The organism is Enterobacter bugandensis, from assembly GCF_900324475.1.
GTDB lineage: Bacteria > Pseudomonadota > Gammaproteobacteria > Enterobacterales > Enterobacteriaceae > Enterobacter > Enterobacter bugandensis.
In genome coordinates, this window is record NZ_LT992502.1 from 3,804,505 (window position 1) to 3,822,815 (window position 18,311).

Below are 18,311 nucleotides of genomic sequence, written 5' to 3' on the forward strand. Positions count from 1 at the left end.
ACAATCAGCCGCTGAATACGTTTCCGGTGCCCGGCGCGGCCTTCAGCACCCATACGCGTCCGTAGTGGTTATACCAGCCTGCACGGTGACCGGCATCCGGGCCAATGCCCTGATAGATATCAAAGTGCTGGCCCTTAATCGCTCCGCCCACATCCAGGGCTACCATCAGACGCAGCTCATATTTGCCGTTGAACTTGCCGTTGTTGTCGAGCAGAGGGACTTCCGCCAGCAGCGTGGTACCCGCAGGAATGATAGAACGATCCGATGCCACCGACGCGCGGCCAATCAGCGGCACGGCGCTGGCCCCTTTCACCGGCGCGAAGTTTTGCGGCTTGAAGAAGACGAACGATGGGTTCTGCTCCAGCAGCTCGCGCACCTCGGCTTCACTGTGCTTTTCGCCCCACTCGCGGATCGCCTGCATCGACATATCTTCTTTTTTCACTTCGCCGCGGTCAATCAGCACCTTACCGATGCTGCGGTAGGCATGGCCGTTTTTCCCGGCATAGCTGAAGAAGTTGAGCGGTGAACCGTCGCCAAAATCAATGTAGCCGCTGCCCTGCACGTCCATGATGAAATTATCCATCAGGGAGTTGCTGTAGGCCAGGACGTAGTTTTCGCTCAGCGCACCGGCGTAGATTTCGGCGCGGGACGGCAGACGGCCGCGTTTTGGCGGCATACGGTAGATAGGGTACTGGAACTCGCCCTGGCGCGTGTGTCGCGCCTGAACCACGGGCGTGTAATAGCCGGTGAACTGGACGTTGCCGTAGTTATCCGCCCCTTCCATTTGCCAGGCATCAATACCAAACTGGCGCATGTTGCGCGTATCGCCGCCCGCCTTCAGCCAGTCCTGTACCGCGCTATAAACATTGTTCTGTGAGCTATACAGACGCGGCGACGCATTGCGGATCTGGTAGACCTGCTCGGAGAAATCACCGGCGTTGATCGGCGCGCCAACGGCGTCAGGCTGATTAACTAAAGAGAAAGGCTGGGATAACTTCCCGTCTTTATACTGCTGACCGCGATCGGTCGGTTTGGAAGAACAGGCCGCAAGAATCGCTACCATTGCGCCCGCCATCAGATACTTCGCCCAACGTCCTTTCATTATATCTCGTCTTTAAGTTGCCCATTTCCGCATGATGAAGATAACAAACCGACAAAGCGAATGAAATGCGATCGCATGCCCTTTGGCAAATTCAGAGCAAAAAATAGTCTAAATGTCGCAATGCCGTTCACTTTACATACAAAGTTAATGATTTATGTGAAAAAGGGGTTGCATCACAAACCTATCCGAGTATAGTGCGCTTCCACGGACGCGGGGTGGAGCAGCCTGGTAGCTCGTCGGGCTCATAACCCGAAGGTCGTCGGTTCAAATCCGGCCCCCGCAACCAATTAAAATTTGATGAAGTATAAGCAGTACGGTGACGCGGGGTGGAGCAGCCTTGTAGCTCGTCGGGCTCATAACCCGAAGGTCGTCGGTTCAAATCCGGCCCCCGCAACCAATCAAATTTTAGAAAAGATAAGAAGTACGGTGCCGCGGGGTGGAGCAGCCTGGTAGCTCGTCGGGCTCATAACCCGAAGGTCGTCGGTTCAAATCCGGCCCCCGCAACCAACACTTCTAAAAACAATAAACACCCTTAAGGGTGTTTTTTTGTATCTGCCGTTTGTGAATTTGCCGGGCATTTCACCCGGCTAAAAACCTACCCGCGCCGCGCCAGCGTCGCCCCGTCTGAGAAATACGCCCGTATCCCCGCCAGAATCGACTCCGCCACCTCCTGCTGGAACTTTGCCGTCTTGAGCTTACGCTCTTCTTCAACGTTACTGATAAACGCGGTTTCTACCAGAATGGACGGGATATCCGGTGCCTTCAGCACCGCAAACCCGGCCTGCTCAACGCTGTTTTTGTGCAGCTTATTGATGTTCCCCAGCTTGCCCAGCACCGCTTTACCAAACTTCAGGCTGTCGTTAATGGTCAGGGACTGCACCATGTCGAACATGGTGTGGTCGACGTAGCGGTCGCCGCTTTTGCTCACGCCACCGATCAGGTCCGAGGCGTTCTGGGTGTCCGCAAGGTATCGCGCCGCGGTACTGGTCGCGCCCTTGGTTGAGAGCGCAAACACCGACGAGCCGCTCGGCTGGCGGCTGGTAAAGGCATCCGCATGGATCGAGACGAACAGATCGGCACGCTGCTTCTGCGCTTTCGCCACCCTCACCTTCAGCGGAATAAAGACATCCTCATTGCGCGTCATGTAGGCGCGCATATTGCCCTCTTTATCAATTAACGCCTTCAGACGACGGGCAATTTGCAGCACCACGTCTTTTTCACGCGTATGGTATTTCCCCACCGCACCGGAGTCTTCGCCGCCGTGGCCGGGATCGAGCATGATCACAATCGGACGATCGCGTCCTGCTTTCCCCGGCTGCGGGCCGCTTTGCGCAGGCGGCACCTGACGCTGAAGATCGCCTTTGTTGTAATCCTCCAGCAGGGCGAGAAGCGGATCCTGAATATCCGTCGCATTCGCCGGGTAAAGATCCATCACCAGACGCTCTTTAAACGTCGCGACGGGTGCCAGGGCGAACAGCTGCGGCTTAACGTTCTGCTTAAGCTCAAACACCATGCGCACGGTTTGCGGATCAAACTGCCCGACGCGCGCCGATTTAATAAACGGATCGTCACCGCGGATCTGCGCCGCCATGCCTTTCAGCACGGAGTTGAGGTTCACCCCTTCGAGATCCACCACCACGCGTTCAGGGTTGCTAAGGGCAAATTGCTTATATTTCAGCACGCGATTGGATTCAACCGTCACGCGCGTATAGGTCGACGACGGCCAGACGCGCACCGCCACCACCTGACTCGTGGCGGCAAGACCGACCTGGCTGACGCTAAGCAACCACATTGCCCCGGCCCCTTTTAACAAACGGCGGCGGCTTATTGCTGAATTGGATCCCGACATGCTTCTCCCGAGCAAGAAAACAAACTGATATACAAAAGTGCAGATTGACCGAAAACTTTAACGAATGACGCATAAACTGTCATCTATAAAAGGGTAAACAATCATACGTTAACGCACGGATTACTTATTAATTTCTGTAGGTCGCAGAAAATTTGCACTTGCACACGCGCCCACAATCGAATAAAAATACATAAATTACGAATAAACATTCATTAAGGGTTGTGCCATGGTGAAGGAACGTAGAACCGAACTGGTCCAGGGATTCCGCCATTCTGTTCCCTATATCAACGCCCACCGGGGAAAAACGTTTGTCATCATGCTGGGCGGCGAAGCCATTGAGCATGAAAATTTTTCCAGCATCGTCAATGACATTGGCCTGCTGCACAGCCTCGGGATCCGCCTGGTGGTGGTCTATGGCGCGCGCCCGCAGATCGACGCCAACCTGGCCGCTCACCACCACGAGCCGATTTACCACAAACATACCCGCGTCACGGATGCCAAAACCCTGGAGCTGGTGAAGCAGGCGGCGGGTCTGCTGCAATTGGATATCACCGCTCGCCTGTCGATGAGCCTGAACAACACGCCGCTACAGGGCGCGCATATCAACGTCGTGAGCGGCAACTTTATCATTGCCCAGCCGCTCGGCGTGGACGATGGCGTGGATTACTGCCACAGCGGCCGCATTCGTCGTATTGATGAAGAGGCCATTCACCGTCAGCTCGACAGCGGTGCCATTGTGCTGATGGGGCCGGTGGCGGTTTCCGTAACCGGTGAAAGCTTTAACCTGACGTCCGAAGAGATTGCCACCCAGCTGGCGATCAAGCTGAAGGCGGAAAAAATGATTGGGTTTTGCTCCTCCCAGGGCGTCGTAAACGATGAAGGGGTGATTGTGCCGGAACTCTTCCCGAATGAAGCGCAGGCCCGCGTTGAAGCGCTGGAAGCCGAAGGGGATTACCACTCCGGCACCGTCCGCTTCCTGCGTGGCGCCGTGAAGGCCTGCCGCAGCGGCGTGCGCCGTAGTCACCTGATCAGCTATCAGGAAGACGGAGCTCTGCTGCAGGAGCTGTTCTCCCGCGACGGTATTGGCACCCAGATTGTGATGGAAAGTGCGGAGCAGATTCGCCGCGCGACCATCAACGATATCGGCGGCATTCTGGAGCTGATCCGTCCGCTGGAACAGCAGGGTATTCTGGTTCGTCGCTCCCGCGAGCAGCTGGAGATGGAGATCGACAAATTCACCATTATCCAGCGCGATAACCTGACCATTGCCTGCGCCGCCCTCTATCCGTTCCCGGAAGAGAAAATCGGAGAAATGGCCTGCGTGGCGGTGCACCCGGATTACCGCAGCTCTTCACGCGGCGAAATGCTGCTTGAGCGCGTGGCGGCACAGGCGCGTCAGATGGGGCTGAGCAAGCTGTTCGTCCTGACGACGCGCAGTATTCACTGGTTCCAGGAACGCGGGTTCACGCCGGTGGATATTGATTCTCTGCCGGAAACGAAGAAAGAGATGTACAACTATCAGCGCCGTTCGAAAGTGCTGATGGCCGACCTGGGGTAATCCTTTCTTTGCCGGCGTCGTTCAGAGAGAGTCAAATATCGCGCTCAGCCCGCTTCGGCGTTCCGTGCGGGTGGCAATCGCCTGTACCAGCACCCGTTCATCGGTATACAGCGACAGGCGCTGACGCGCGCGCGTAATAGCGGTATAGATCAGCTCGCGTGTAACGACAGGGGAAAGCTGTGTGGGCAGGATAAGTGCCGCATGGTTAAACTCAGAACCCTGGGATTTATGCACCGTCATCGCCCAGGCAGTTTCATGCTCGGGCAAACGGCTCGGCTGGAAGGACTTCACGCTACCGTCCGGCATCTGGAACCAGACGCGAAGCCCCTGCCCGCGATCGAGCGCAATCCCGATATCCCCGTTAAACAACCCCAGCGCGCTGTCGTTGCGGGAGATCATCACCGGCCGGCCTTCATACCAGCGCGAGTGCGGAGTACGGTTGATTTTACGCTTTTGCGCCAGCAGCTGTTCCAGCCTGTCGTTCAGGCCGCTGACGCCAAAGGGCCCTTCCCTCAACGCGCAGAGCAGCTGGTATTCGCCAAACGCGGCAATGACCTGCTCCGGCGTGTTTTTCTGCTGTACGCCCGTCAGAAAATGTTGGTACCCCAGCAGGGCGTCATCCAGCATCGCCTGATACTCTTCCCCGGTTTGCAGCGATTTTTTCTCAATATCGGTAAAGGTGCCGTCAAATACCGCACAGGTAGCGTGCCGGTCGCCCCGGTTCACCGCCGCCGCAAGCTGACCAATGCCGGAGTCGCTGCCAAAACGGTAGCTTTTTTGCAGTAAACACAGGCTGTCGCGCAGCGCCCCCGCAAGTAAATGGTTCTCAGCCGCGAGCGAACATCCGGTCAGGCGCGCCAGCTCCTCAGCGCGTTCTGCGGTATACCCCAGGCTGGCATAGGTGCAGATATCGCCCAGCACGGCCCCGGCCTCCACGGAGGCAAGCTGATCGCGGTCGCCGAGGAAAATGACGCGCGCGTGCGGCGGTAACGCATCAATCAAACGCGACATCATCGTCAGGTCAATCATCGATGCTTCATCCACCACCAGCACGTCCAGATGCAGCGGGTTACCGGCATGGTAGCGCAGACGCTGGCTACCCGGCTGCGCGCCGAGCAAGCGGTGCAGCGTGCTGGCTTCGTTAGGGAAAAGCGCAAGCCGCTCCCCGGTGAGCGGCAGTTTTTGCAGCGCGCCGCCTAACGACTCCGTCAGACGTGCAGCCGCTTTACCGGTGGGTGCCGCCAGGCGGATACGACACTTTTGCTCACCCGATAACTGAATCAGCGCGGCAAGCAGCTTAGCCACGGTGGTCGTTTTACCGGTGCCAGGCCCGCCCGAAATCACCGATATTCGCCGCGTTAACGCCACTGCTGCCGCCACTTTCTGCCAGTCTGTCTCGTCGTCAGAGGTAAACAGCGTATCCAGCGTTTGCCGGAGCAGTGCTTCATCGCACGGGAGCGGAGCATTGGTCTCGCTGAAAAAGCGCGCCACCGTCAGTTCGTTACGCCACAGCCGGTTCAGATACAAACGTTCACCCGTCAAAATCATTGGCGTACCGGTATCGGCGCTGCTGACGGCGGGCGAGCGGAGTAATATTTCTTGCCAGTCCACTGCCTCACCCAGAAGCGCGAAACACGCCTGTAAAGCCGGCGGCATTTTCTCATCCACCACCAGACGTGAAAGCGGCAGACAGACATGCCCTTCTCCCGCATCTTTACTCAGGATCGCCGCGGCAAGCATGACGGCAGGCTCTTCGCCCGCCACCATCATGGCAAATTGTACGTCCAGGTGGCGAAGTGCACGTTGTTCAATTGCGTCCAGCAATAGCGCCTGCATCGTCATGCTACTTCCTCCGTGCTTGCAGCAAACAAGTTATCCATCTTTTCAATCAACTCCACAGCCGGACGGGTGCTGAAGATACCCGAACGCGGGTCGTTAGCATCCACGCCGCGCAGGAACAGGTAAATGACGCCGCCAAAATGATCTTCATAGCGATAATCGGCCATGCGATGGCGCAGGTAACGGTGCAGCGCCAGGGTGTAAAGCTGATACTGCAGATCGTAGCGATGCATTTGCATCGCTGAGGCCATCGCCTGCTGGGTATAAGCTTCGCTGTTTGCCCCCAGCCAGTTCGATTTGTAATCCAGCAGGTAGTAGCGCCCTTCGTGGCGGAAAACCAGGTCGATAAAGCCTTTCAGCATCCCCTGCACCTGGCGAAAATTCAGCGGCGGACACCCGGCGGATAACGGATCGTACTCGCGGATCAGCGCATCAAGCGCCTCGGCCCTGAGCGGGCTGGCGATGGGAAGGTAAAACTCCATCTCCACCTGCTTATCTTTGGCGGTCAGCTGGCTCAGCGAGATCCCCTGCACCGTGAGCGGCGCGTGCAGAACAGCGCGGATCCATTCAGTGAGAACCGGCTGCCACTGTGCGTCGTAGCCGCCGCTCTGTAACATCTTCAGCACCCACTCTTCTGATACCGGCTGGGTAAAATCCAGCTCTTCAAACAGGCTGTGCAAAAACGTGCCCGGCGAGGCGCCGCGCGGAAACTGATGCGGCGTGAGCGCCGGCTCGACGGGCACGCTCCCGGCCCCAGCGGCATCCACGTCCAGTTTTGGCATCAGATCTTGCGCAATACTCTGTCCGTGCTGCTGTAAACCGGAGTAACTGGTAACGCGCCAGTCGTCAGCGATTGTGCGAGCCACCTCGCGGGCATGCAGCGCTGACTCTCCCTGCTCCGGCGTCTGCCAGCGGCTGCTATCGGGCTGGGAGGGAATATGCAGGGCAACATGCTCTGAGCAAAGTGATTCGATGCACTGGCGCAGCCCTGCGGCATCTTTAGGCTCGCCGCGCTGAATAAGCCGCCCCAGCGCGCTCAGATGAAAATCACTCTCGCCGCTCTTTTCGCCACGGCGACGGAACAGCGGCGCGACGCCCAGGGAACAGTGCCAGACCGAACGGGTCAGCGCCACGTATAGCAGGCGCAGGTCTTCCGCGAGACGCTCGGCTTCGGCCAGCTCGACGCTGGACTCCGCGTTGCTGAGGTCGAGTACCGCTTCGAACGACTCGCGATCGTGATAAAAAGCCTGGTCCTGCACGCGATAATTGGCGATAAACGGCAGCCAGACCAGCGGATACTCCAGGCCTTTCGACTTGTGAATGGTGACGATCTGCACCAGATGTTTATCGCTCTCGAGGCGCATCTGCTGGCTGGAAGAATTGCTGTTAGGGTCGGCAATCTGCTGGGCCAGCCAGCGCACCAGAGCATGCTCGCTCTCCAGCTGCGTACCCGCTTCCTGGAGCAGCTCGCTGATGTGCAAAATATCGGTCAGACGGCGTTCGCCGCCCGCTGTCGCCAGCATGTTTTCCGCAATGTGACGCTGTGCCATGAGCTCGCGCACCATCGCCATCACGCCGCGCTTCTGCCATTTTTCACGGTAGCGCACAAACTCTTCTACCACAGCATCCCACGCGGATTCGTCAGTATTAAGCGCATCAATGTCACGCGCGTTCAGCCCGAGCATCGCGCTCGCTAAGGCGCTGCGGAGCGTGCTTTCACGCTCCGGGGCCAGCACAGCCTGCAGCAGCCATAGCATCTCGAGGGCTTCCAGCGTTTCAAAAACGCTGTCGCGGTTGGAGAGGTAGACGGACGGTATATTCAATAGCGTCAGGGCGTCGCGGATAAGCGCGGCCTCCTGACGGCTGCGCACCAGCACCGTGATATCGGATGCCTTTACCGGGGCGGGTTTATCCTCCTTCCACAGCAGCGCATCGCCGCGCGCGCCTGCGCTGAGCCAGTCCCTAATTTGCGCCGCACAGTGCTGGGCCATAGCATTTTGATAGTCCGCGACGCCCCAGCCTTCCCCGTCAAGTAGCCAGAAGTTCATGGCTGGCTGAGTTTCGCCATTAACCTCGAAGCGCAACGCGGTATTTTTAGGGGCGAACTTGACCGGCTGGAAAGGGATCTCCCGGAACATAAACGCCGTATCCATGCGGCTAAAGAGCGCATTGACGCTTTCCACCATGCCGGGAGAAGAGCGCCAGTTGGTGTCGAGCGTGTAGTGCGCGTCAACCTCGCTGCGGGCTTTCATGTAGGTAAAAATATCCGCACCGCGGAAGGCGTAAATGGCCTGCTTAGGATCGCCGATTAACAACAGCGCGGTGCCGGGCTGCTGGCGCCAGATACGGCGGAAAATGCGGTACTGCTGTGGGTCGGTGTCCTGAAATTCGTCAATCATTGCCACCGGGAAGCGGGTGCGAATCGCAGCGGCAAGCGCTTCGCCATTTTCACTGCACAGCGCCGCATCAAGTCGGCTCAGCATATCGTCGAACCCCAGCTCGCCCCGGCGACGCTTTTCACGCGCGACGGCGTCGCGGATCTCCGTCATGGCGCGAGTGATCATCAGATCGTTGAGCGTCAGGGGCTCCGCCAGCAGGGTTTCAATCGCCAGAAACAGGGGATGTTCAGGCACGATGCCGTCGGCTTTGGTCCGCTCAACCAGGAAACGCCGGGAGAATTTCTCCAGCGCATCCGGGAGCTGGTAACCGCGCGTCTCTTCCTGCGCCCACGCGCTGATCTTCTCGATCCATTTGCCCTGGTTGCCGCGATTGAATTTACGTCGATCGATCCCGGAATTCTCGATGATCGCGTCAATCTCACCGACTGACTCAATCCATTTTTGTTTGATGTCGGCAATTTTAGCGATGATTTTTTCATGGCGTGAGGCCAGGGTTTCATCCGCCGGGGGCGGAGATTTGATGACCGGCGCTTCCCCCTGAAGATAACGATCGATGGCGCGCAACAGTGCTTCGGGCCCCTTCCACAACGCATGTACCGCTTCCGCAATATCCCGCTGTAACGGATAGCAGTGGCGACGCCAGAAATCCGCGCAGGCCTGATAGCGAAGCACGGATTCATCTTCAATAAGCTGTTGCTCAAACAGCATGCCGGATTCAAACGCATTCAGGCTCAGCATGCGCTGGCAAAAACCGTGAATGGTGAAGACGGACGCTTCGTCCATCTGCCTTTCTGCGAGGAGCAGCCACTGGGCTGCCTGTTGCTTATCGGCAATCTCTTTCAGAAGGCTCGCGTAAAGAGGGTTATCCGTGCTCTGGCGCAGACAGGCGATGCGCAGTTCGTGGATATTGGTCCGAATACGGCCGCGCAGCTCAGCGGTGGCGGCCTCGGTAAAGGTAACGACCAGCAGCTCTTCAACGCTCAAAGGACGAGGAAAAGCGGCGTTACCGCCAAGGCCTAACAGCAGGCGCAGATAGAGCGCGGCGATGGTGAAGGTTTTTCCCGTTCCCGCTGAGGCTTCAATCAATCGTTCACCCTGCAGAGGTAAACGTAAGGGATCAAGGGACTCAGCGGTATCGGTCATTCTTTCTTACTCCAGGGCATAGATTGCTGCAACGCGCTGACGCTCTTCCAGACTTTCCAGCCTTTCGGGTTCACGTAGTCCGTTTTCCCGTTCTGGCTACCGGAAACCTGAGACAGGATAGTGATGCCCTGCGGCTTAATCACGGCCTGATGGAAGAAATCGGCAGCCTTCTGCGGCGTCAGCTGTTTTATCTCGGCCACTACTTTATCACGCGAATCAAATTTCAGATTACCGCGATCGAAATCTTTGCTCAGCTGTGACGCCTCTTCGCCCAGCGTCTGCGGCGGCTGCATCACCTGCGCGATGACGGCCTGCTGGATCTGAGCAAACTCTTCCGGCTTCATGGCCCGCAGTTTTGCTTCCACCTGCGGGAAGAACGCCTGATAGCGGCGCCAGAGATAGGCCGGCTGTTTGTCGCTGCTTTGCAGCAGGAAGCCCAGCCCCCATTGACGCCCCACGTTCATTGAGAAAGCAAATACCGCATAGCCAAGCTGCTCTTCTGTGCGCAGCTGGTTATAGAACCACGGCTGAATAATCTGACCCAGAACGGCGCTCTGCGCAGAGCTTGCGAATTCATCATAGCCCGTTGGCACAAACACCGCGGCCAGCGCGGAATCGGTGCTGCTCCCCGCTTTTTCAAAGATCACATTCTGTTTTTTCTCAACCAGCACGTCCTGGTTACGGCACCACTCGTCCCCTTTCGAACCGAGCTGCGTGCGAACATTTTCTGCCAGCGTTTTGGCCTGATCTTCGCTCATGTTGCCGACGATAAGAAACTCCGGGCGCGTGTTGGTTTTTAGCGAGTCACGGTAAGCCAGCACCTCTTTTAATGAGATTGATGGCAGCAAGGCACGGCGTTCTTCACGCTGGAAATAAGGTATTTGCGACAGCATTTGTGCCGGCATAAGCGCCTGATCGTAAGCTTTGCCCTTTTCTGCAGAATCCATCATCTGCGCATACCAGGATTTAGCCTGCTCAAGCTGCTCTTCCGTTGGCGTGTAGCTGAAGTAACCCTCGAGCAGTGCCTTGAAAAGCTGAGGCAGACGCTGAGTATAGCCATTTGCATTAAGCATCAAACCGTTGTTGGCATTGGTGGAGAAACTGATCCCGCCCACGGCCGCCTGGTTGCTGAGCTGATCGAGCGCGATACCGGCCAGATAGTCATTGAGCGCGAACATCACCTGATTTTTGGCGCTGTTCATCGCTTTCGGGTTACGCAGGACCACGCTGACATCGGCCTTTGGCTCGCTCGCAAAATAACGGCTTGGGGTATACACCACGCGCAGCGTCGGTTCATCAATAATGAGCTCCGGGTGCGGATAATCCTTAGTCGTTTTGATCAGCGAGAAATCATCCGGGATATAGGGGTTCAGCTCCGGCAGCTTCAACGCAATCTCACCGGCCTTCTTCTGCCAGTCGGCGAAGGTCTGGTCGCTGATTTTGTCTACCTGATAAGGGGCATCAACAAAGTATGCCGTCTTGTTATGCGGTTCGTTCGGGCTGATGTACCAGATGCGGGCATTTTGCGGCGTCATCATCGCCAGGCGCGCTTTTACCGCCTCGGCATCATAACGATCGGCAATATTGACCGCGTCGAGCGTGTGCGCCACCGGCACGCGGATCATGGTATCCGCCAGCCACTCCACGTAATCCATATCGCGGGTAATGGACGGGTAACGGAAATCGAGATCCAGCACGTGCGCCAGTTCATCAAAATAGCGCTTATCGACGCCTTTCTCGCGCAGTAAAGAGAGGTAGCTAAAGATAGCCGCCACCACTTCATCACGGTTGGCCTGACCTTTGTCGGTCAGGGTGGCGGAGATCGCCAGCACGCCGCTGTTGCCGTTTACCACGGGATCGGAATCGGCGCGGATCCCTTCCACCAGCCCCTGTTTTTGCAGCCAGTCAGATAAGGTTCCCGGGCTGCGGTTACCAATCAGGTAGGTCACCAGCTCGTCGGTTTTACTGCGAAACTGGGCTGTGTTGTTATCAATGCGGAACTCAACGCGCAGCACTTTGCGGGGCATGGCAGGGACGTAGTGGATGACGATCCCTTTTTGCGCGTCCGTGACAACCGGTACGTCTATCTTCGGCAGGTCAATATTTTTATTCGGCACCCGGCCAAACGTTTGTGCCGCCAGTCCGGCAAGCTCCGGCAACGGTTTGTTGCTGTAAATAACCGCCTTCATCAGGTTGGCGGAGTAGTATTTGTCACGAAACGCATGCAGGGCGTCAATGACCGGGCTTCCAGGTTTATCGCTCAGCGTCTCCAGGTTACCGCCCGAGAAACGTGAGCCCGGATGCGCCGGGTTGATGGTCTCGGCGCTGACCTGCGCCATACGCATACCGTCCCGGGTACGGGCCATGGTCAGCTCCGCGTTGACGGCATTGCGCTCGCGGTCGGCGTATTTTTTATCCAGCAGCGGCGCGGCGATAGCATCGGCAAGACGATCAACCGCCCCTGCCAGCGCGTCATTTTCGACTTCGAGATAAAAGGCCGTGCGGTACGGTGCCGTGCTGGCGTTGTGGCTGCCGCCGTGCATTTTCAGGAATTCAGAAAGGCTATCCGGCTGCGGATATTTTTTAGAGCCCATCAGCGTCATGTGTTCGAGGTAATGCGCCAGCCCCGGATGCGCCTCAGGATCTTCCAGCGATCCAACCGGCACCACTAACGCCGAGAGGGATTTCACCGCCTGCGGATCGGAAACCAGCAGCACGGTCATACCGTTATCGAGGCGGATAGCCTGATACTGACGGGTATCTTTTTCGCTCTTACGGATAGTTTCCTGAACGGGTTGCCAACCGGAGTCTGCCTGAGTGACGGGAGCCCAAAGGGCGACAAACAAAACAAACGCTTTGAACAAGGTGCTGCCTGGCATTACGACCTCTTTATCACGGCTATCCCGTCATACTTCAAGTTGCATGTGCGTCGGCTGCATGCGTTCACCCCAGTCACTTACTCATGTAAGCTCCCGGAGATTCACGCCCTTGCCGCCTTCCTGCAACTCGAATTATTTAGGGCAAACATCATTAACAAACTGCGTGCTGGACACGCCAACATCTCTTTATTTAGGTACATCAGTCCGTGATAAGAAGTGCATCATAAATGAACACCCCATGCTGCGCAATTTTTATACAGCGCTCAGGACTGATTAAACTTAAACAACGGTAACAGGTAGCGCTGTGCCTCTTCCGTAATAGCCTCGAAGTATTCTGGTTCAAGCGTTCGCCATAGACGTTGATACCAGACATCCTCACCTTCACCGCGTACCATCATGTTTCCTTCATAGGCCTGCATAAATTTACTGCGCGCTTTCTGCAGCGAAGCCTCATCCGTTAACATCGCATCATTCTGCGCGTCATAACAGGCTTTTATCCACGCACCGCCACTTTCGGGCAGTAACAGGAGGGGTTTGTTCATTCCCTGAAGATAGCCCTCAATATACAAGGACAGATAGCGTAACGCCTGTTCTGCCTCCATGGGTGGGAAGCGCCATTCGCCCTCTTTGCGCACGAAGATCCGGCTTTCACCTTTATTCCCACCCGCACTGTAGACAAGATGTTCCAGCCAGAGTTGCAATCCTTGTGAAACGCTGAGCAGAGAAGGCCGCCAGCGCAGTAGCCCATCTGGCTGAACCTGGGTTAGCCAGCCCGTGAGCTGTATGCCCTTGCAGCTGAGATCGATTTCGATGCTTTGTCCGGGCTGGCGGTGCTCCCTGACGCGCTCCGCCAGAGCGGTCATCTCCTGGCACTGCGCCTCCCAGACGATTTCCCCAAACGCACCGTAAGGTAGTTGTCCTGCGGCACGGTAGCGGCGGTAAAGTTTGTCTGCATCTTCCTCTTCAACCAGCGCATTAAGCAGCTGGAGGTTTAGCTGATAGCGCTCCAGCCCTTCCAGAGTAAAGGGTTCTGCATCAGGAATTTCGCTCTCTTCAGAGCGGAAGTTGACCTGTAATCGCTGCTGGAAGAAGGCGCGCACCGGATGCGCCCAAAACCGCTGAAGCTGTTCGAAAGTCAAAGTATTAATGGGCAGCGGATCAAGCGGCTGAATAAAATCCGTATGGGCTCTCCCCTCTTTTTTCGCTGCTGGCAGCCATTCGCGGGCATAGCTCTGCTGTTCGCTGACAATATAGTTTACCGGGTCAAACGGCATGCGGCTGTGGATACAGGTAATGTGCGCCTTTACCCGCTGCTCGCTTTCATCGCAGTTAAGCGCCTCATCCCCAGCCAGATAGTGGCTCTGGCCGATATAGTCCACCAGTTCCTGCACCAGAACGGAGGGGAAGCGCTCGCTGTTGTCCTGAATGGAACGACCGATATAGCTCATATAGAGCTTACTTTGAGCGGAGATGAGCGCTTCAAGGAAGAGATAGCGGTCATCATCACGACGGCTACGGTCACCCCGCTTTGGATCTGCGTTCATCAAATCGAACCCCAGCGGTGCCAGGGCCCGAGGATAAATACCGTCGTTCATGCCGAGCAGGCAGACCACCTTAAAGGGAATTGAGCGCATTGGCATCAGGGTACAGATATTGATGGGGCCTGCCAGGAAACGCTGGCTGATTCGCTCCTGGTCAAGGCGCTGCGTCAACTCATCTCTCAGCAGCGACAAAGGAATCGCTTCGCGATAGTGGGAATTCACGCCCTCGTCAACGATAGCCTGCCACTGCGTTTCAATGAGCGCCATCGCCGCTTCGGTGTCGTTGTCTGGCAGGAAGAAATCATTAAGTAACGCCCTGCACACCGGGAGCCACTCTTCAAGAGGACGCGGCTGCATTAGCTCACGGCGCCAGCGGTTAAGCTGCATCAGCAGAGAAGCTAAATGCCCTACCAGGTCAGCAATCAAACCGCTGGACTCATCGTAAGGAAGCACTTCGTTCCACTCGCCCTGGCTGCTCTCCATGGCGTAGCCCAGCAGCATACGCGTCAGGCCAAACCGCCAGGTATGCTGGCCGGTTGGGGGAAGCTCGAACTCCTGAACGTTATCGTCATCGATGCCCCAGCGAACGCCTGATTCGTTTACCCACTGGCGAAGGTAGCGCAGCCCTTCTTCATTGATGTTGAAGCGGGCTGCCAGCACGGGAACATCCAGTAACGCCAGAACATCTTCGGAGATAAACCGGCTATCCGGCAGTGAAAGCAGGGTGATAAATGCCTGCAATGCCGGGTGCGACTGACGGGCACGACGGTCAGAGATGGCGTAAGGCAGATATCGCTCACCCGTCGCACTGCCGAAGACGGCCTGAATAAAGGGACTGTAGCTGTCGATGTCCGCCACCATCACCACGATATCGCGCGGCGTCAGTTCAGGGTCGTCCTGCAGCATCGCCAGCAGTCGATCGTGAAGCACTTCGACCTCACGCTGCGGGCTATGACAAACATGGATCGTGATACTGCGATCCTCAGCGTCCAGCTTCCGCTTGCTGTCGCTGCGCTCAAACTCTTTCGCCGTCACGCCCATGACGGCGCGGTTCTCCAGATCCAGAATATCTAACTGAATATTATGCAGCAGACTATCCGGGGCGATCTCGACAAAGGCGTCAACGTCACCTTCGCCTGATGACGTAATATCGGAGAGCATGTGAATGTAATCACGCCCCAGCTTCCCCCATGAGGCAAGCAGTGGATTGGGCAGGTTCTGGATGCCGTCTTCATCAAAAAGCTGCCCGGCAGTCGAGCCGTCTTTAAACAGCGGGACGGATCGTTCTTCAAAAAGGCGCTTTCGCTGGCGAGTCACCAGCCGCGCAAGCCAACGTTCGTCGAGGATATCCCCCCAATACTGTCGGCAAGGGTTGGTGAACAAAATATGAATATCGATATGTTTACCCAGCGCATTCAACGCTTTCAGATAAACAGGCGGTAATGCGGATATCCCACAGATAAAAACGCGTGACGGCAGTCGGGCTGGACGCGCCGACGCATTCTCGAGTATTGAGATAAACCGATCGTAGAGGTTGGCACGGTGCCACTTAGGCTGCCCAAGTTTCTCCGTATGCTCGACCAGCGCTTTCCAAAGCGGTGCCTGCCATATTTGCGCCTCCGGTAACCCTTCAACCAGTTCGCCCGCTTCCCAGCGAATTAACCAGTCAGAACGGTAAACAAGATATTGGTCGTAGAGATCGGCGGTGCGCGACGCCAGCTGGAACAGCTTGCGCTTATCGGTATCATCATTGAGGTAGTGGCGCAGCATGGCGAATTCATCGTGCTGGAGCATTTCCGGCAGCAGCGCCATCAGCTTCCAGCTCATGCCCTGCTTGTTGAAGGCGCTCTGCTCGGGGATGTCCGGTAACACGCGAACAAACATCTCCCAGATAAAGCTCGCGGGCAGCGGGAAATCAATATTCGCGGCAATGCCAAACTTACGGGAAAGCGACATTTGCAGCCACTGTGCCATACCGGTGCTCTGCACCAGCACCATTTCAGGCTCAAAAGGATCGTCGAGCCGCTCGCGCTCAACGATAAATTCCATCAGTGCTTCCAGCACATCCAGACGATTTGAGTGGTAGACCCTTAACATAGACGCTCCCGACTACTGGCTAACCGGGCAATGCAGACGCGTTATTTCACCGCGTCGCCCCAGAGGAGAAATAAGTGTAACCGTGATGCTGACACATCCTGCGTGCGTTGTCTGCACCCGACTGGCCTGCCAGCCTGCGGGCAGAACATTTGTTGAGAGCTGAGCCTGATTCCAGGCGTGGTGCCAGAGCTGACGATACTGGTTAAACAGCGTAAACCGCGCCGCCAGCGCCCGATGATAGCCGGCCAGTGCCGTGACGATGATGACCAGCAGCATCATCGCCAGCAGGACCTCAACCATGCTAAATCCTTTTTCTTTGCTTACGGCAGCTGGCATAGCGAACGTTCCTTTAGCGGGCAAAAATCACTCCAGCCGTGAGGCGAAAAGCGAATATTACCGTCAATAATCTCTCCTGAACGCCAGAGTAGCAGGTCGTTGACTCCGGCAATCAGTAAAACAGTGGTCTCACTCAGCCGCCGCAAACACACTTGCCAGGCGGGTGCCTTTTTGCACTGGACTTCAGGATCGGGTGACCAGCTCTGAACGCGTCCCCACTCAAGCGCTGACTGTACAGAAGCCTGCTGCTGCAGCGAACGGCTCTCTCCGCCAACGAGCGCGCTGAACGTTGTCAGCTGCTGGTTAAGGCCGGTGAGGATCAGCGTACCAAGTACCAGTAAAAGTAGAACCAGCGCCAGCGAAGACATACCGCGTTGACGGTTCACAGGTTGTACCCCGTGACCGTATACAAAGCCTGATAAGGCTCTCCTTGATCGCCGTTGCGCAGGGCGGACAGTTCGATATTCAGCTCCGGCGCAAACCCGGCGTGTGTTACTTTCCTCACCACAAAATGCGCGATGGCGAGCCTGTCCGGGTCCGTGAGCTTTTCCCATCCCTGACCTTCACACGAGGTTGCCCCACGAAGCGTTTCCAGCGCGCCCGATTCCAGACGAAAACCGGTGCTGTCGTTTTCTGATGCACTGCGATCCCAACGACCGTTACTGTTGGCATCCCACCGAACAATGACGCAGCTGCCCTGCCTTGCGATCGCCAGCCCTTGCCCCTGGCAGTTCCCAGCACAGTAACCCGCACGCTGAAGCTGTTTGCCGAGAGCAAACAGGCGCTGCCAGACCTCTTCTTCCAGCTCTCTCTGGCCGGATTGCAGTAATACCGCCTGATGCAATCCGGGTAGAAAGCGCGATGCGCCAATCAACAACAGGCTACTGATGGCCGTAGCAATCAGAACTTCTGTCAGCGAGAAACCGCGTTGTCTCATCGACATGAACCTCCTTGTGAGACCTTACACATTCTGATGCGCCCTCCGTCTGAGATCAGGATAAGCCATTCTCCGGCACGGCTTTGCACGCGTATCCGCCCTGCCCATGCCGTATCCCTTAACCCATAGAAGCCTAATGACGGTGTGACCTCGCTCACCGCGACCTCTGGCCAGAGTGGAATCAGAACAAAGGGGCTGCCCTTCTCACAGCCTTGCACGGCAGCGCTCACCAGACACTGCTGTTCCCCAACCCGCAGCTGGGTTATGTGATGATCGCGGTTGTACCTGTTGGCATCATTTCGCAGAAACACCAGATAGTCGCGCACCTGGCTGGCGGTTTGCCACAGCCGCTGCTGCCGCTGCCAGCTGTCCCAGCCGTACAGACCTGAGGCGCTGAGTATGACAACCAGCGAGACTGCCACCAGCGTTTCGATAAGCGTAAAGCCGTTCTCTTTTTTCATGCGGGAAGTGTGGCGATTCGCCGTGGGCGTGGCGAGCGGTGAATAATGGTTTTACGAGGCGTTATCCGAAGTATCAGGAGAGTTGCAGCGCGTTGCACGTTTTCTGGATAACGCCTCGGAAAACGAAATAAAGACGAAAAAAAACCGGCGCTAAACAGCACCGGTTATGT

At 56.7% G+C, this 18,311-nt stretch carries 11 protein-coding genes and 3 tRNA genes; 4 read left to right on the plus strand and 10 right to left on the minus strand.

Annotation, left to right across the window (positions count from 1 at the left end):
• Positions 1-4: 4 nt before the first annotated feature.
• A complete protein-coding gene (gene mltA / locus DG357_RS18345) occupies positions 5-1,102 on the minus strand; it encodes a murein transglycosylase A (RefSeq protein WP_028014275.1) in 1,098 nt (365 codons plus the stop codon).
• Between the two features lie 209 nt (positions 1,103-1,311).
• On the opposite strand from mltA, the gene DG357_RS18350 reads away from it, so the two are divergent.
• From DG357_RS18350 to DG357_RS18360, 3 genes are all read left to right on the plus strand, one after another.
• Positions 1,312-1,388: transfer RNA gene (locus tag DG357_RS18350), tRNA-Met, on the plus strand.
• Positions 1,389-1,422: 34 nt separating this feature from the next.
• Positions 1,423-1,499, plus strand: a tRNA-Met gene (locus tag DG357_RS18355).
• Positions 1,500-1,532: 33 nt separating this feature from the next.
• Positions 1,533-1,609: transfer RNA gene (locus DG357_RS18360), tRNA-Met, on the plus strand.
• Between the two features lie 88 nt (positions 1,610-1,697).
• Here the strand turns inward: DG357_RS18360 and amiC are convergent.
• Positions 1,698-2,951, minus strand: a complete 1,254-nt coding sequence (gene amiC / locus DG357_RS18365; protein ID WP_014885071.1) for an N-acetylmuramoyl-L-alanine amidase AmiC — start codon at positions 2,949-2,951, stop codon at positions 1,698-1,700.
• 226 nt (positions 2,952-3,177) lie between these two features.
• On the opposite strand from amiC, the gene argA reads away from it, so the two are divergent.
• Complete coding sequence (argA, locus tag DG357_RS18370; RefSeq protein WP_014885072.1) at positions 3,178-4,509, plus strand: amino-acid N-acetyltransferase; 1,332 nt, start codon at positions 3,178-3,180, stop codon at positions 4,507-4,509.
• 21 nt (positions 4,510-4,530) lie between these two features.
• Here argA and recD read toward each other — a convergent pair whose 3' ends face one another.
• The 8 genes from recD to DG357_RS18415 all read right to left on the minus strand — a co-directional run bounded on the left by recD (position 4,531) and on the right by DG357_RS18415 (position 18,141).
• A complete protein-coding gene (recD, locus tag DG357_RS18375) occupies positions 4,531-6,351 on the minus strand; it encodes an exodeoxyribonuclease V subunit alpha (RefSeq protein ID WP_088204218.1) in 1,821 nt (606 codons plus the stop codon).
• Complete coding sequence (recB, locus tag DG357_RS18380) at positions 6,348-9,890, minus strand: exodeoxyribonuclease V subunit beta (protein WP_088204219.1); 3,543 nt, start codon at positions 9,888-9,890, stop codon at positions 6,348-6,350. Before recB ends, recD begins: the two co-directional genes overlap by 4 nt.
• Entirely contained in the window at positions 9,887-12,769 is a 2,883-nt protein-coding gene (gene ptrA, locus DG357_RS18385; protein WP_063155105.1) for a pitrilysin, read from the minus strand. The genes recB and ptrA overlap by 4 nt, the downstream gene beginning before the upstream one ends.
• 263 nt (positions 12,770-13,032) lie before the next feature.
• A complete protein-coding gene (gene recC / locus DG357_RS18395; RefSeq protein WP_088204221.1) occupies positions 13,033-16,407 on the minus strand; it encodes an exodeoxyribonuclease V subunit gamma in 3,375 nt (1,124 codons plus the stop codon).
• A gap of 12 nt (positions 16,408-16,419) precedes the next feature.
• Complete coding sequence (locus DG357_RS18400) at positions 16,420-16,743, minus strand: prepilin-type N-terminal cleavage/methylation domain-containing protein (protein WP_048960720.1); 324 nt, start codon at positions 16,741-16,743, stop codon at positions 16,420-16,422.
• A complete protein-coding gene (locus DG357_RS18405) occupies positions 16,728-17,129 on the minus strand; it encodes a DUF2509 family protein (protein WP_047367465.1) in 402 nt (133 codons plus the stop codon). The genes DG357_RS18400 and DG357_RS18405 overlap by 16 nt, the downstream gene beginning before the upstream one ends.
• Positions 17,126-17,686, minus strand: a complete 561-nt coding sequence (locus DG357_RS18410) for a prepilin peptidase-dependent protein (protein ID WP_088204222.1) — start codon at positions 17,684-17,686, stop codon at positions 17,126-17,128. The genes DG357_RS18405 and DG357_RS18410 overlap by 4 nt, the downstream gene beginning before the upstream one ends.
• On the minus strand, positions 17,677-18,141 hold the full coding sequence (locus DG357_RS18415) for a prepilin peptidase-dependent protein (protein ID WP_041908382.1): 465 nt from the start codon (positions 18,139-18,141) through the stop codon (positions 17,677-17,679). The genes DG357_RS18410 and DG357_RS18415 overlap by 10 nt, the downstream gene beginning before the upstream one ends.
• Positions 18,142-18,311: the final 170 nt, after the last annotated feature.

Bases quoted from the DNA above. Each gene is read 5' to 3' on its own strand.
- mltA (WP_028014275.1), bottom strand. From the start codon at position 1,102: ATGAAAGGACGTTGGGCGAAGTATCTGATGGCGGGCGCAATGGTAGCG.
- amiC (WP_014885071.1), bottom strand. From the start codon at position 2,951: ATGTCGGGATCCAATTCAGCAATAAGCCGCCGCCGTTTGTTAAAAGGG.
- argA (WP_014885072.1), top strand. From the start codon at position 3,178: ATGGTGAAGGAACGTAGAACCGAACTGGTCCAGGGATTCCGCCATTCT.
- recD (WP_088204218.1), bottom strand. From the start codon at position 6,351: ATGACGATGCAGGCGCTATTGCTGGACGCAATTGAACAACGTGCACTT.
- recB (WP_088204219.1), bottom strand. From the start codon at position 9,890: ATGACCGATACCGCTGAGTCCCTTGATCCCTTACGTTTACCTCTGCAG.
- ptrA (WP_063155105.1), bottom strand. From the start codon at position 12,769: ATGCCAGGCAGCACCTTGTTCAAAGCGTTTGTTTTGTTTGTCGCCCTT.
- recC (WP_088204221.1), bottom strand. From the start codon at position 16,407: ATGTTAAGGGTCTACCACTCAAATCGTCTGGATGTGCTGGAAGCACTG.
- DG357_RS18400 (WP_048960720.1), bottom strand. From the start codon at position 16,743: ATGCCAGCTGCCGTAAGCAAAGAAAAAGGATTTAGCATGGTTGAGGTC.
- DG357_RS18410 (WP_088204222.1), bottom strand. From the start codon at position 17,686: ATGTCGATGAGACAACGCGGTTTCTCGCTGACAGAAGTTCTGATTGCT.
- DG357_RS18415 (WP_041908382.1), bottom strand. From the start codon at position 18,141: ATGAAAAAAGAGAACGGCTTTACGCTTATCGAAACGCTGGTGGCAGTC.